At 70.9% G+C, this 14,476-nt stretch carries 13 protein-coding genes; all 13 read right to left on the bottom strand.

What is annotated here, in order from left to right; genetic code table 11:
- Positions 1 to 160: 160 nt before the first annotated feature.
- The 13 genes from AB0898_RS20535 to AB0898_RS20595 all read right to left on the bottom strand — a co-directional run bounded on the left by AB0898_RS20535 (position 161) and on the right by AB0898_RS20595 (position 14,457).
- Complete coding sequence (locus AB0898_RS20535; RefSeq protein ID WP_366804371.1) at positions 161 to 1,447, bottom strand: DivIVA domain-containing protein; 1,287 nt, start codon at positions 1,445 to 1,447, stop codon at positions 161 to 163.
- Positions 1,448 to 1,499: 52 nt separating this feature from the next.
- Positions 1,500 to 1,790 (bottom strand): YggT family protein, encoded by a 291-nt coding sequence (locus AB0898_RS20540; protein ID WP_161178205.1) that lies wholly within the window; start codon positions 1,788 to 1,790, stop codon positions 1,500 to 1,502.
- 49 nt (positions 1,791 to 1,839) lie between these two features.
- Positions 1,840 to 2,481: a cell division protein SepF gene (gene sepF / locus AB0898_RS20545; RefSeq protein ID WP_366804372.1), complete on the bottom strand. Its 642-nt coding sequence runs from the start codon at positions 2,479 to 2,481 to the stop codon at positions 1,840 to 1,842.
- A 127-nt stretch (positions 2,482 to 2,608) separates the two neighbouring features.
- On the bottom strand, positions 2,609 to 3,328 hold the full coding sequence (locus AB0898_RS20550) for a YggS family pyridoxal phosphate-dependent enzyme (RefSeq protein WP_366804373.1): 720 nt from the start codon (positions 3,326 to 3,328) through the stop codon (positions 2,609 to 2,611).
- Between the two features lie 6 nt (positions 3,329 to 3,334).
- Positions 3,335 to 4,063, bottom strand: a complete 729-nt coding sequence (gene pgeF, locus AB0898_RS20555; RefSeq protein ID WP_366804374.1) for a peptidoglycan editing factor PgeF — start codon at positions 4,061 to 4,063, stop codon at positions 3,335 to 3,337.
- Positions 4,060 to 5,265 carry a cell division protein FtsZ gene (gene ftsZ, locus AB0898_RS20560; RefSeq protein ID WP_366804375.1) on the bottom strand — a complete coding sequence of 402 codons (1,206 nt, stop codon included), beginning with the start codon at positions 5,263 to 5,265 and terminating at the stop codon, positions 4,060 to 4,062. Before ftsZ ends, pgeF begins: the two co-directional genes overlap by 4 nt.
- Before the next feature lie 276 nt (positions 5,266 to 5,541).
- On the bottom strand, positions 5,542 to 6,336 hold the full coding sequence (locus AB0898_RS20565; RefSeq protein ID WP_366804376.1) for an FtsQ-type POTRA domain-containing protein: 795 nt from the start codon (positions 6,334 to 6,336) through the stop codon (positions 5,542 to 5,544).
- Positions 6,337 to 6,362: 26 nt separating this feature from the next.
- Positions 6,363 to 7,451 carry an undecaprenyldiphospho-muramoylpentapeptide beta-N-acetylglucosaminyltransferase gene (gene murG, locus AB0898_RS20570; RefSeq protein WP_361782711.1) on the bottom strand — a complete coding sequence of 363 codons (1,089 nt, stop codon included), beginning with the start codon at positions 7,449 to 7,451 and terminating at the stop codon, positions 6,363 to 6,365.
- A gap of 6 nt (positions 7,452 to 7,457) precedes the next feature.
- Positions 7,458 to 8,819 (bottom strand): putative lipid II flippase FtsW, encoded by a 1,362-nt coding sequence (gene ftsW, locus AB0898_RS20575; RefSeq protein ID WP_366804377.1) that lies wholly within the window; start codon positions 8,817 to 8,819, stop codon positions 7,458 to 7,460.
- Between the two features lie 68 nt (positions 8,820 to 8,887).
- Positions 8,888 to 10,330, bottom strand: coding sequence for a UDP-N-acetylmuramoyl-L-alanine--D-glutamate ligase (gene murD / locus AB0898_RS20580; RefSeq protein ID WP_366804378.1), 1,443 nt, complete (start codon positions 10,328 to 10,330; stop codon positions 8,888 to 8,890).
- Positions 10,312 to 11,385, bottom strand: coding sequence for a phospho-N-acetylmuramoyl-pentapeptide-transferase (gene mraY / locus AB0898_RS20585; protein WP_361107915.1), 1,074 nt, complete (start codon positions 11,383 to 11,385; stop codon positions 10,312 to 10,314). Before mraY ends, murD begins: the two co-directional genes overlap by 19 nt.
- Complete coding sequence (gene murF, locus AB0898_RS20590; RefSeq protein ID WP_366804379.1) at positions 11,382 to 12,797, bottom strand: UDP-N-acetylmuramoyl-tripeptide--D-alanyl-D-alanine ligase; 1,416 nt, start codon at positions 12,795 to 12,797, stop codon at positions 11,382 to 11,384. The genes mraY and murF overlap by 4 nt, the downstream gene beginning before the upstream one ends.
- A 4-nt stretch (positions 12,798 to 12,801) precedes the next feature.
- A complete protein-coding gene (locus AB0898_RS20595) occupies positions 12,802 to 14,457 on the bottom strand; it encodes a UDP-N-acetylmuramoyl-L-alanyl-D-glutamate--2,6-diaminopimelate ligase (RefSeq protein ID WP_366804380.1) in 1,656 nt (551 codons plus the stop codon).
- Positions 14,458 to 14,476: the final 19 nt, after the last annotated feature.

The following is a 14,476-nucleotide window of genomic DNA, read 5'->3' on the forward strand; positions in this document are numbered from 1 at the left end:
GACGGGCACGGTACGGACACAAGGCGGAGCCACGGACAACGAGACGCGGCTCCCGTTTGGCGGTCAACTCGCGTAAAACAGGGCGGGCCCCGGACCGAAGTCCGGGGCCCGCCCTGAACGCTGCCGACGCCTATGGCGTACTACTGGCCATGCGCGGCCGTCAGTTGTCGTCCTCGTCGATCAGGAACCCACGCATCGGCGAGGGGGCCTGGCCCATCGGGCCGGGGCCCTGCGGCCGGACCGGAGCCATCGGCTGGGTCATGGCCGGCGTCATCTGCTGCTGCGCGCCGTAGGACGGGGCCGCCGGGGAGGGCGGACCGCCCATGCCCTGGTTGCCGCCGAAGGACGGGGCGCCCGCACCGGCCGGCGCCATCGAGGGCGACGGGGACGGCGGCAGGGACGCGGCGGCCGGGGTGCGCGGCGGGGCCAGCGAGTCGTCCGCCTGGGTCTCCAGCTGACGCAGCTGGGACTCCAGGTAGGACTTCAGGCGCGTGCGGTACTCGCGCTCGAAGCCTCGCAGGTCCTCGACCTTGCGCTCCAGCGTGGCGCGCGCGGACTCCAGGGAGCCCATGGCGACGCGGTGCTTCTCCTGCGCGTCCCGCTCCAGGGCGTCGGCCTTGGCACGGGCGTCGCGCTCCAGACCCTCGGCGCGGCTGCGGGCCTCGCCGACGATCTTGTTGGCCTCGGAACGGGCCTCCGCGATCGCCTGGTCGGCGGTCTGCTGGGCCAGCGAGAGGACACGCGCGGCGCTGTCGCCGCCGGGGCCACCCTGACCGGGCAGGCCGGGGGCGCCCATCGGGGGACCACCCATGGGGCCGCCCATCTGCTGCGGCATGGGCGGCTGACCACCCATCGGACCCTGGCCCATCGGACCGGGACCCTGACCCATCGGGCCGGGACCCTGGCCCATCTGACCCGGACCCTGACCCATCGGACCCTGGCCCATGGGGCCGGGACCCTGGCCCATCTGGCCCGGACCCTGACCCATGGGGCCGGGGCCCTGCGGGCCGCCCTGACCGCCGGGGCCGGCGGGCAACTGCGGGGCACCGCTGGGCAGCTGGGGCGGACCACCCATGGGGCCACCCATCTGCTGCTGCGGCGGGCCCGATATGCCGGCGGGCACCGGAGCGCCGGGTCCTCGCATACCGCCCTGCGGCATACCACCCTGGGGCATTCCGCCCTGCTGGGGCATACCACCCTGCTGCGGCATTCCGCCCTGCTGCTGGTCCTGCTGCTCCGGACCCTTGCGCATGTTCTGCTGGTTCTGCGCGGCGGCCCGCGTGGCGGCGGCCAGCTTGGCGCGCAGATCCTCGTTCTCGCGGAGCAGACGGGTCAGTTCGGCTTCGACCTCGTCGAGGAAGGCATCGACCTCGTCCTCGTCATAGCCTTCTCGGAGGCGGACGGTCGTGAACTGCTTGTTCCGCACGTCCTCGGGGGTCAACGGCATCTCTTCACCTCAACGTAGTCATCGGCAGTCGGCAAGACCGTATCGTCCACCCTCATCGCGCGAAGCTCCCCGCCACCGAGATGAGAATCCAGACGATGATCATCAGTACGAAGAAGGACAGGTCGAGTGCCACGCCCCCGAGACGCAACGGCGGGATGAACCGCCGCAGCAGCTTCAACGGTGGATCGGTGACAGTGTAGGTGGCCTCCAGTACGACCACCATCGCCTTGCCGGGTTGCCACGAGCGGGCGAACTGGAAGACATAGTCCATGACCAGCCGGACGATCAGCAGGCCGAGAAAGACCATCAGCGCGATGTAGATCACCTGCGCGAACACACTCATCGCTGCGCTTCCCTCTCCCCTGTGCCGTGCATCTTCCCGGTGGTGCTTCTCAGCTCTGGTTGAAGAACCCGCCCTCTGCGATGCGGGCCTTGTCCTCCGCCGTGACATCGACGTTAGCAGGAGACAACAGGAAGACCTTCTGCGTCACCCGTTCGATACTGCCGTGAAGTCCAAACACCAAACCTGCGGCGAAGTCGACAAGTCGCTTCGCGTCAGTGTCGTCCATCTCCGTGAGATTCATGATCACCGGGGTGCCCTCACGGAAGTGTTCCCCGATGGTACGGGCCTCGTTGTAGGTCCGGGGATGCAGGGTGGTGATCCGGTACGGCTCTCGTTCCGACACGACCTTGGGCATGATCACCGGCGCGTTCTTCTCCAGGGACGGACGTTCTTGTGTGATGGACGCCACGGGCGCGATCCGCGCCGGACGGCCCTGATCCGCGGTCGGCGCCACGGAATGCGAGACCGGCTCACGGGGCGCCGGCGGCTGCACCACTCGTACAGATTCATCCCTTTGGGGAGAATGTGCGTTGTGCGGCTGGTGTGACGGTTCGTGCCGTCGGTGGTCCCGCTCGGGCTCCGGGTCCAGTTCGGGCTCGAAGTCGTCGTCGGGGTCGAATCCCCGGCCGTCGTACCCATCGTCCTCCACGAGGCCGAGGTAGACCGCCATCTTGCGCATCGCGCCGGCCATGCTCTGAGTCCTCCGCTCTGTGGTGGATCGGCTGACGACTGCCAAGTGCCCGCGATCCACGTGGCCTTCGTACCGCTTTCGGCGGCATTGACCATATTTTCTGCTGTGGTCCGACTTCTTCGCGACGTTACCCGAGGCGGGGGCGGACTCCGAGTACCGCGCTGCCGACGCGCACATGTGTCGCTCCGGCCGCCACGGCCTGCTCAAGGTCCGCACTCATCCCTGCCGACACCATGGTTGCAGCCGGATGGGATCGGCGCAGGTACGTCGACAAATCCATGAGCCGTTCGAACGCGGCCTGTTCGCGTCCCGCGTACTCCCCGGTGAGCGGGGCGACGGTCATCAGTCCGTCGAGCCGCAGCCCGGGCGCGTCGGCGACGAGACCGGCCAACTCTTCGATTCCGGCGGGCGCGATGCCGCCGCGCTCGCCCCGGCCGTCCGCTCCGGCGTCGAGCGCGACCTGGAGGAGACAGCCCACCTCGCGCCCGGCCCGCACCGCCTCCCGGGAGAGCGCGGTGACGAGCCGGTCCCGGTCGACCGACTGCACGAAATCGGCATAACCGACCACGGAACGCACCTTGTTGGTCTGCAACTGACCGATGAAGTGCCATTGCAGCGGCAGATCCGCACAGGCGGCGGCCTTCGGGGCGGCGTCCTGGTCGCGGTTCTCGCCGACCTGACGCACACCCAGTTCCGACAGGATCCTCACGTCGCTCGCCGGGTACGTCTTGGTGACCACGATCAGGGTCACCTCGTCACGGGCACGCCCCGCCGCCGCGCACGCGGCCGCGATGCGTTCCTCCACCTTCGCCAGATTTCCGGCGAGTTCGGTCCTACGGTCCGTCATGTCCACTCAGTCCAGCCACACATACCCGGCGAGCCGGCCCGTGGTGCGATCGCGCCGGTAGGAGAAGTGATCCCCCGACTCCAGCGTGCACACCGGTGATTGCGCCCGGTCGCACACCCCGAGCCGGTCGAGCTGCGTGTGCACTCCGGCGCTCACGTCGACGGCGGGAGTGCCCCAGCTCGTCTCCGCGTGCGCCGTCGGCTCGGCCTTGGCGACCTCGGCGCGCAGCGCTTCGGGCACCTCGTAACAACGGCCGCACACACACGGGCCGGTGCGGGCGACGATCCGGCCCGGCTCCGCCCCGAGTCGGGTCATGGCCCGTACGGCGGCGGGGACGATGCCCGCGACCATTCCGGGGCGTCCCGCGTGCGCGGCCGCGACCACACCCGCGACCGGGTCGGCGAGCAGCACCGGCACACAGTCGGCGGTGAGTACGGCGAGGGCGAGGCCGCGCCGGGTGGTGACGATCGCGTCCACCTCAGGGACCGGACGGTCTCCCCAGGGTTCGTCGACCACGGCCACGTCGGCGCCGTGGACCTGGTTCATCCAGACCACCGACGCCGGGTCGAGACCCAGTGCCTTGGCGGTCAGTTCACGGTTGGCCCGTACCGCGCCGGGGTCGTCGCCGACCGCGCCGCCGAGGTTGAGCTCCTCATACGGAGCGGCGCTCACCCCGCCCCACCTGTCGGTGAAGGCGAAGTGCGCGCCGCTCACGCTTTCGCGCTGTCCTATCACTTGAGGAAGTCCGGCACATCCAGCTCGACGATGTCCTCGTAGGACCGGGACTGGGGCACCGGCGGTGCCACCGGGACCTCGACCACCGGCTCGGGCGCCGGCTCCGGCTCCTCCTTCGGCGTCACGCTGCCGAGCGAGCCGAACGTCGGCCGGGACTCGGTCTGCTGACGGGGCGGAGCGGGCTGCTCCTCGCGGCGCTGGGCCGGGGAGCCGGAGGACGCCGAGCCGAGCACGTTGTCCCGGCGGGCCGGGGGCTGGCCCCCGTCGAAGCCGGCCGCGATCACGGTGACCCGCACCTCGTCGCCGAGGGCGTCGTCGATGACCGCGCCGAAGATGATGTTGGCCTCCGGGTGGGCGGCCTCGCTGACCAGCTGGGCGGCCTCGTTGATCTCGAACAGGCCGAGGTCGGAGCCGCCGGAGATGGAGAGCAGCACGCCGCGGGCGCCGTCGATGGACGCCTCCAGGAGCGGCGAGGAGATCGCCATCTCGGCCGCGGCCACCGCGCGGTCGTCGCCGCGGGCCGAGCCGATGCCCATGAGGGCCGAACCGGCCTCGGACATGACCGACTTGACGTCGGCGAAGTCGAGGTTGATCAGACCGGGGGTGGTGATGAGGTCGGTGATGCCCTGGACACCGGAGAGCAGGACCTGGTCGGCCGACTTGAAGGCGTCCAGGACCGAGACCTGGCGGTCCGAGATGGACAGCAGCCGGTCGTTGGGGATCACGATGAGGGTGTCGACCTCTTCGCGCAGCTCCGCGATGCCGTCCTCGGCCTGGTTGGCGCGGCGCCGCCCCTCGAAGGTGAACGGGCGCGTGACCACGCCGATGGTGAGGGCGCCCAGCGAGCGCGCGATGTTGGCCACGACGGGCGCGCCGCCGGTGCCGGTGCCGCCGCCCTCGCCTGCCGTCACGAAGACCATGTCGGCCCCCTTGAGGACTTCCTCGATCTCCTCGCGGTGGTCCTCGGCGGCCTTGCGGCCGACGGCCGGGTTGGCGCCGGCGCCGAGTCCGCGGGTGAGTTCGCGGCCGACGTCCAGCTTGACGTCGGCGTCGCTCATCAACAGTGCCTGCGCGTCGGTGTTGATGGCGATGAACTCGACGCCCTTGAGGCCGACCTCGATCATCCGGTTGATGGCATTGACACCACCGCCGCCGACACCGATGACCTTGATGACTGCGAGGTAGTTCTGCGGTGCTGCCACGTCGAAGGCCTCTCGCCTCGAATTACGTTGTCGCGCCGGGCGGTTCCCCGACCGGACGACGGATGCCGAATTGGGACGGTCCGAACGCCGACCCGAACCCTAACCCTGAAGTTTAGGGTTACCAGTGTGTCTGTTCCCTGGAGTCTTCTGAACAGGACACTAAGTCGACAAGCGGCGCCCGTTCAACGAACACGCCGAACCTCCCGTTTTTCTTTTCACCCTATGTGATCAGCCGTAGCAGTGCCCAACCAGGGTGCTGGCCTGCGCTGATGTACGTCAACTCCCGGCTGACGCAGGGGCGGTGGGCACGCTGACATCGAAGTGCCGCGCGTCGGGAGCTGCTTTCATGAGAGCTGTGAGGGCCCGCGCCTTGGCCGCGCCGTTCTCGGCGCTGCCCCATGCCACCGTGCGCCCGTCCTTCAGCCGCAGCGAGACGGCGTCGTAGGACCGGACTTGGACGGCCCTGGTGTCCTTCTTGACGGGCCCGGGCAGCGCGGCGGCCACGCGTACGGCCTCGCGCGTCAGACGGCCCGTGCCGAAGCGGCGCAGGCTCGCGGCGCCCGAGTCCTCGGGGAAGACGGTGAGTTCGAGCATCGGCACCCCGCGCGGCGCCTGCGGGACGGTCGCGAACCTCACTCCCTGGGCGTCGACTTCGGTGAATCCGGCGCCCTTGCGGACGAGCAGGGACGGGGTGCGTTCCACGACCTTCAGGGTGATGCCGTGCGGCCAGGAGCGGTCCACCGCGACGGTGTCGATCCGGGGCAACTCCCGCCGCAGCCGCGCCTCGATGGCGCCGGTGTCCACGGAGACCAGCGGGGCCCCGACGGGGACGGCGGCGGCCCTGCGGACCTCGGCCGGGGTCAGCACGCGCGTGCCGGAGACCGCGACCTGACGCACCCGCAGCCACGCGGAGCCGTACAACACCCATACGGAACCGGCTCCGAGGACGACGAGCAGCGCCGCCAGAGCGATGATCATAAGAAGCCGCGGTCGTCGCAGCCTGGGGACGAGTGGCGGGCCGGACATCTCCGGTCGGCGTGCGTCGCGCTCGGCGACGGTGGGTCCGGCCACGCTCACTGTCCCTTCGTCGAACGGTCCTACCGGCCCGCGGCGATCGCCTCGTACACCATGCCGACCAGGAGGTCGTCGGCGTCGCGGCGGCCGAACTCACCGGCGGCGCGGGACATCTCGTAGAGGCGGTGCGGGTCGGCCAGGACCGGCAGCACGTTCTGCTGGATCCACTCCGGCGTCAGTTCCGCGTCGTCCACGAGGAGTCCGCCGCCCGCCTTGACCACCGGCTGGGCGTTCAGCCGCTGTTCGCCGTTGCCGATGGGCAGCGGGACGTAGGCGGCCGGGAGTCCGACGGCGGAGAGTTCGGCGACGGTCATCGCGCCCGCGCGGCAGAGCATCAGGTCGGCCGCGGCGTACGCGAGGTCCATCCGGTCCAGGTAACTTACCGGGAGGTACGGGGGCATGCCCGGCATCTGCTGCACCTGCGGCAGTTCGTTCTTCGGGCCGACCGCGTGCAGGATCTGGATGCCGGCCTGCTGGAGCCAGGGGGCGACCTGCTGGACGACCTCGTTCAGGCGCCGGGCGCCCTGCGAGCCGCCGGAGACCAGCAGCGTGGGCAGGTTGGGGCTCAGACCGAAGTAGTGCCGGGCCTCGGGGCGCAGGGCCGCGCGGTCCAGGGTGGCGATGGAGCGGCGCAGCGGGATGCCGATGTAGCGGGCGTCCCGGAGCTTGCTGTCGGGCGTGGAGACGGCCACCCGGGCCGCGTAGCGCGAGCCGATCTTGTTGGCCAGGCCGGGCCGGGCGTTGGCCTCGTGGACCACGATCGGCACGCCGAGGCGCTTGGCGGCCAGATACGCGGGCAGCGCGACGTAGCCGCCGAAGCCGACCACGGCGTCCGCCTTGGTGCGCTCCAGGATCTGCTCCGTGGCCTTGATCGTGCCGCGCAGCCGGCCCGGCACCGTGATCAGCTCGGGCGTGGGCTTGCGCGGCAGCGGAACCGCCGGGATCAGCGCCAGCTCGTAACCGCGCTCGGGAACGAGCCGGGTCTCAAGGCCGCGCTCCGTGCCCAGGGCTGTGATCCCCACGGTGGGGTCCTGCCTGCGCAGGGCGTCCGCGAGGGCGAGCGCGGGCTCGATGTGGCCCGCGGTACCCCCGCCGGCGAGTACGACATGCACCGAAATTCACCGCTCTCCGGACGGACGCGCCGCCGAGGCGCGCCGTCGCATCGTGTTCCATCTCCGGGGCACCCGCTCGGCACGGGAGCCGCCCGCCCGCTTTCTACCAAAGCGGGGTTGCCGCATCGCAAGCGCCGCCCGCGCAGCGGGATCGTCACGCGCGAAGGCGATCAGCAGCCCGATGGCGAACATGGCCGGCAGCAGGGCGGACCCTCCGTAGGAGAACAGCGGGAGGGGGACGCCGGCGATCGGCAGCAGGCCGAGTACCGCACCGATATTGATCACCGCCTGCGCGGTGATCCAGGTCGTCACACCTCCCGCGGCGTACCTCACGAAGGGGTCCTTCGCGCGTCCGGCCACGCGGATACCCGCATAGCCTAGAGCGGCGAACAGGGCGAGCACCGACAGCGTCCCCGCGAGACCCAGTTCCTCACCGGTGACGGCGAAGATGAAGTCGGTGTGGGCTTCGGGGAGTTGGCCCCATTTCTCCACACTCGCGCCAAGACCGGAACCGAAGATTCCGCCGGAGGCGAGGGCGTAGATCCCGTGTACGGCCTGCCAGCAGTCGGCGCCGCCCGCCCGGGGCTCGGTCGCGCCGATGCAGGCGAGCCGGGCCATCCGGTTGGGGCTGGTCTTGATGAGGATCACACCGATGAGCGCCGCGACCGAGAGCACGCCGGCGAACAGCCGGGTCGGGGCCCCGGCGAGCCAGAGCAGGCCGAACAGGATCGCGGTGAGGATGATCGCGGTGCCCATGTCGCCGCCGAGCATGATCAGACCGAGCAGCATGAAGGCCACCGGGACCAGCGGGACCAGCATGTGCTTCCACTGGGTCAGCAGCTTCTTGTCCTGTTTGCGGGCGATCAGGTCCGCGCCCCACAGGACGAGGGCGAGCTTGCCGAACTCGCTGGGCTGGATCTGGAAGGAGCCGCCGAGCGAGATCCAGTTCCGGTTGCCGTTGACCGACATCCCTATCCCCGGCACCTGCACCAGCGCCATCGCGAAGACGGCGGCGGCCAGGATCGGGTAGGCCAGCGCCCGGTGCAGCCGCACGGGCATCCGGGAGGCGGCCAGCAGCAGCGCGCCGCCGATCAGCGCGGCGAGGAACTGCTTGCGGAAGAAGAACGAGCCGGGCAGCGAGAGCTGGAGCGCGGTGATCTGGGAGGCCGAGTAGACCATCACCAGGCCGAGGACGATGATCAGCAGGCTGCCGCCGAGGATCAGGTAGTACGCGGTCAGCGGGCGGTCCCAGGCCTTGCGGGCGCGGTTGCGCAGCCGGCGCAGGGGGTTCTCGGGCGCGCTCGGCCGGGGTGCGGGGCGGCGGGCCGCCCGCTGCACGGGCGGCCGTCCGGTACGGCTACCGGGCATCCACGCCTCCCCTGTGCGCCGAACGTCCCACGCGTCCCTCCCAAGATCCGCCCGGCGGGCGGCCGGGGTCAGGCGCCGAGTTCGCGGACGGCCGCCGCGAACGCGTCACCGCGCTGGTTGTAGTTGGTGAACATGTCCATGGAGGCGCAGGCCGGGGCCAGCAGTACGGTGTCGCCCGGCCGGGCCAGCCGCTTCGCCTCGGTCACCGCCTGGAGCATCGCCCCAGTGTCGGTCCGGTCGAGGTCCACGACGGGTACTTCCGGGGCGTGTCGCGCGAGGGCCTCGCGGATCAGCGCGCGGTCGGCGCCGATCAGGACGGCCCCCCGCAGACGCTTCGCGGAGGCCGCCACCAGCTCGTCGAACTCGGCGCCCTTGGCGAGGCCGCCGGCGATCCACACGATGGGCTCGTAGGCCGCCAACGAGGCTTCCGCGGCATGGGTGTTGGTGGCCTTGGAGTCGTCCACGTACGCCACGCCGTCGATATCCGCGACGTGCTGGATGCGGTGGGCGTCGGGGCGGAAGGCGCGCAGTCCGTCGCGTACCGCCTGGGCCGGTACGCCGAAGGAGCGGGCGAGGGCCGCCGCCGCGAGCGCGTTGGCGATGTTGTGCGGGGCGGGCGGGTCGACGTCGGAGACCTCGGCCAGCTCCTGTGCGTTCTTGTACCGGTTCTCGACGAAGGCCCGGTCGATCAGGATGCCGTCCACGACGCCGAGCTGGGAGACGGCCGGGGTGCCGAGGGTGAACCCGACGGCCCGGCAGCCCTCCTCCACGTCGGCCTCGCGGACCAGGTCCTCGGTGCGCGGGTCGGCCACGTTGTAGACGCAGGCGACCTTGTTGCCCTCGTAGATACGGCCCTTGTCGGCGGCGTAGGCGTCCATGGAGCCGTGCCAGTCGAGGTGGTCCGGGGCGAGGTTGAGCACCGCGCCGGAGTAGGCGCGCAGGGAGGGCGCCCAGTGGAGCTGGTAGCTGGAGAGCTCGACGGCGAGGACGTCGTACTCCTCCTCGCCGAGGACGGCGTCCAGGAGGGAGACGCCGATGTTGCCGACGGCCGCCGTGCGCAGGCCCGCCGCCTTCAGGATGGAGGCGAGCATCTGCACGGTGGTGGTCTTGCCGTTGGTGCCGGTGACGGCGAGCCAGGGGGCCGCGCCGGGCCCCCTGAGGCGCCAGGCCAGCTCCACGTCGCCCCAGATCGGCACGCCCGCCTGCTCAGCCGCCTGGAACAGCGGCTTGCCGGGCTGCCAGCCGGGGGCGGTGACGATCAGCTCGGTGCCCTCGGGGAGCGTAGCCCCGTCGCCGAGGCGGACGGTGACGCCGAGCGCCTCCAGTTCGGCGGCCTGCGCCCGTGCCCGCTCGTCGTCGCCGTCGTTCACGACCGTGACGACCGCGCCGCGCTCACGCAGCGCCCTGGCGGCCGGGACGCCCGAGACGCCGAGTCCGGCGACCGTGACGCGCTTGCCCTGGAATTCGCTCTGCCCCGAAGGCACCGAGGTGGTCACTTGTCCGCTGCCCATCCCGCGTAGAAGAGGCCCAGTCCGACGATGACGCAGATGCCCTGGATGATCCAGAAGCGGACCACCACCAGGACTTCGGACCAGCCCTTGAGTTCGAAGTGGTGCTGGAGTGGTGCCATCCGGAAGACGCGCTTGCCGGTGAGCCGGAAGGAGCCGACCTGGATGACGACCGACATGGTGATGAGGACGAACAGGCCGCCCATGATGGCCACCAGCAGCTCCGTGCGGGAGAGGATGGCCAGGCCGGTGAGGACACCGCCGAGGGCGAGCGAGCCGGTGTCGCCCATGAAGATCTTCGCCGGCGAGGTGTTCCACCACAGGAAGCCGAGGCAGGAACCCATCAGCGCGGAGGCGACCACCGCGAGGTCGAGCGGGTCGCGGACCTCGTAGCAGGCGGCCGGGTTGGTCAGGGTCATCGCGTTGGCGCAGGACTCCTGGAACTGCCAGACGCCGATGAACGTGTAGGCGCCGAAGACCAGGACGGAGGCGCCGGTGGCGAGGCCGTCGAGACCGTCGGTGAGGTTCACGCCGTTCGACATCGCGAGGATCATGAACAGCGCCCAGACCACGAACAGCACCGGGCCGATGGTCCAGCCGAAGTCCGTGATGAACGACAGCTTGGTGGAGGCCGGGGTGTTGCCCCGGTTGTCCGGGAACTGCAGCGCGAGGACCGCGAAGCCGATGCCGACGATGAGCTGGCCGGCCATCTTCGCCTTGGCCCGCAGACCCAGCGAACGGCGCTTGACGATCTTGATGTAGTCGTCCAGGAAGCCGACCAGGCCCATGCCGAACATCAGGCCGAGGACCAGCAGACCCGAGTACGTCGGGGGCTTGCCCGTGATCACCTTGCTGAGGAAGTACGCGGCGATCGTGGACAGGATGAAGGCGATGCCGCCCATGGTCGGCGTACCGCGCTTGCTGGCGTGCTCGCGCGGGCCGTCGTCACGGATGAACTGGCCGTAGCCCTTGCGGGCGAGGAGCTTGATCAGCAGCGGGGTGCCGATCAGCGTCAGGAAGAGGCCGATGACTCCCGAGAACAGGACCTGGTTCATCATCGGGGGGCGACCTCGCCCTCGGTACCGGCCGAGGCGAGCGTCTGGGCGACGCTCTCAAGACCCACGGAACGGGACGCCTTCACCAGCACGACGTCCCCCGGGCGCAACTCGCTGCGCAACAGGTCGATCGCCGCCTGTGCGTCGGACACGTGCACCGACTCCTCACCCCACGAACCCTCGTTGTATGCGCCCAGTTGCAGCCAGGAGGCTTCGATCCCCCCGACCGCGACGAGCTTGCTGACGTTGAGCCGGACGGCGAGCCGTCCGACCGCGTCGTGCTCGGCGAGAGCCTCGTCCCCCAGCTCGGCCATCTTGCCGAGCACCGCCCACGTGCGGCGCCCCTTGCCCATGGCCGCGAGCGCCCTGAGGGCGGCCCGCATGGACTCGGGGTTGGCGTTGTAGGCGTCGTTGACGATGGTCACGCCGTCCGGGCGCTCGGTGACCTCCATGCGCCAGCGGGAGAGGGAGCCCGCCCCGGAGAGCGCGGTGGCGATCTCGGTTGCGGACATGCCCAGCTCATGGGCGACGGCGGCCGCGGCGAGCGCGTTCGACACGTGGTGCTCACCGTACAGGCGCATGGTCACATCGCTTGCACCGGAGGGTGTGTGAAGCCTGAAGGCAGGCTGTCCGCTGTCCGTGAGTCGCACGTTCTCGGCGCGTACGTCCGCTTCGGCCGACTCTCCGAAAAGGACCACCTTCGCGCGGGTACGGGAGGCCATCGCGCGCACCAGCGGGTCGTCGGCGTTGAGGACGGCGACACCGCCCTCCTCGGCCGGCGGCAGCGCCTCCACCAACTCGCCCTTGGCCTGGGCGATCTGCTCGCGGCCGCCGAACTCGCCGATGTGGGCGCTGCCGACGTTGAGCACGAGTCCGACCTTCGGCGGGGTGAGGCCGGCGAGGTAGCGGATGTGCCCGATGCCGCGGGCGCCCATCTCCAGCACGAGGAACTTCGTCTCCTCGGTGGCGGACAGGGCGGTCAGCGGGAGCCCGATCTCGTTGTTGAGGGAGCCGGGCGTGAAGACGGTGGGCGCCTTGCCGCCGAGCACCTGGGCGATGAGGTCCTTGGTGCTGGTCTTGCCCGCCGAGCCGGTCAGCCCGACGAGGGTCGCGCCGAGGCGCTCGACCACATGGCGGGCGAGGGCGCCCAGCGCGTTCTGGACGTCGTCCACGACGATCGCGGGTACGCCGACGGGGCGCGTCGCCAGTACGGCGACGGCGCCCGCCTCGACGACCGCCTCGGCGAAGTCGTGGCCGTCGGCCCGCTCGCCGCTGAACGCGACGAAGAGGGCGCCGGGCACCACCTCGCGGGAGTCCCGGACGACCGGTCCCGTGACGGTGACGGACGTATCCGGTATGTCGTGTGTCTGCCCGCCGACGACAGCTGCGATCTCGGCGAGGGAGAGGGCGATCACAAGTTCATCCCTGGGTGTTCTGGATAGCTTCGCGGAGCACCTGGCGGTCGTCGAAGGGACGGACCACGCCGGCGATGTCCTGGCCCTGCTCATGGCCCTTGCCCGCGACCAGCACGGTGTCGCCCGCGGCCGCGCGGCCCACGGCGGCGGCGATGGCGGCGGCGCGGTCCTCGAAGAGCAGCACCTCCCCGCGCTCGTGCGCGGGGACGGAGGCGGCGCCTTCGAGCATGGCCGCGAGGATCGCGAGGGGGTCCTCGGAGCGGGGGTTGTCGGAGGTCAGTACGGCGATGTCGGCGTACCGGGCGGCGGCGGCGCCCATCGGGGCGCGCTTGGTCCTGTCGCGGTCGCCGCCGCAGCCGAGCACGATGTGCAGCCGGCCCTTGGTGACCTTGCGCAGCGCCTTGAGCACCGACTCGACGGCGTCGGTCTTGTGCGCGTAGTCCACCACCGCGAGGTAGGGCTGTCCGGCGTCGACGCGCTCCAGGCGGCCGGGGACGCCGGGCACGGCGGCGATGCCGTCGGCAGCGGTCTGCGGGTCGATCCCGGCCGAGGCGAGGGCGACGAGGGCGGCGAGGGTGTTGGCCACGTTGAAGGGGCCGGGCAGCGGCGAGCGGGCGTGCACACGCTCGCCGTTCGGGCCGATCGCGGTGAACGTCGAGTCCATGGGGCCGATCTGGACGTCCTCGGCGCGCCAGTCGGCGTCCGGGTCGCCCTCGGCGGAGAAGGTGACGACCGGGACGCCCGCCTCGCCGGCGAGCCTGCGGCCGTACTCGTCGTCGGCGTTGACCACGCCGAGTCTGCTGCGCTCGGGGGTGAAGAGCCGAGCCTTCGCCTGGAAGTAGTCCTCCATGTCGGAGTGGAACTCCATGTGTTCCGGGCTCAGGTTGTTGAAGACGGCGATGTCGAACACGCAGCCGTCCACCCGGCCGAGGACCAGCGCGTGGCTGGAGACCTCCATGGCGACCGCCTCGGTGCCGCGTTCGCGCATGACGGCGAACAGGGCCTGGAGGTCGGTGGCTTCGGGGGTGGTGCGCTCGGACTTGATGCGCTCCTCGCCGATGCGCATCTCGACGGTGCCGATGAGCCCGGTGGCGCGTACGGCCTTGAGGCCGCCCTCGACGAGGTAGGCGGTGGTGGTCTTGCCGGAGGTGCCGGTGATGCCGATCTGGAGCAGCTCGCGGCCCGGGTGTCCGTAGACCGTGGCGGCCAGTTCGCCCATCTCGGCGCGCGGGTCGTCCACGACGAGGACCGGCAGTCCGGTGGCCTCGGCGCGCTCGGCGCCGGTGGGGTCGGTGAGCACGGCGACGGCGCCGAGGCTCGCGGCCTGGGTGACGAAGTCGGCGCCGTGCAGACGGGCTCCGGGCAGTGCGGCGTAGACGTCGCCGGGGCGGACGGCGCGCGAGTCGTGGGTGATGCCCGTGACGTCGGCGGAGCCGGCCGGTGCGGCGATCCCCAGCTGATCGGCGAGCTCCGCGAGGGGGGTGGCGGAGATCTGAACCGGTCGTGGCGGTCCCGGGTAGGTCACGGAAGCGCCCTTCTGGGTGGTTTGGGACTGATCAGCGTGTGGCACGGCGGTGAGCGTACCGGGAGTACCCGCCTCGGGGCGAAGCGAGGGCCGGGGGCCCGTCTGGTTCCCGTCGTCGGGGGTGATCGTTGTCACGGCTGGTTCCTGGTGGTCG

The sequence above is a fragment of the Streptomyces sp. NPDC005435 genome (genome assembly GCF_040703155.1).
GTDB lineage: Bacteria > Actinomycetota > Actinomycetes > Streptomycetales > Streptomycetaceae > Streptomyces.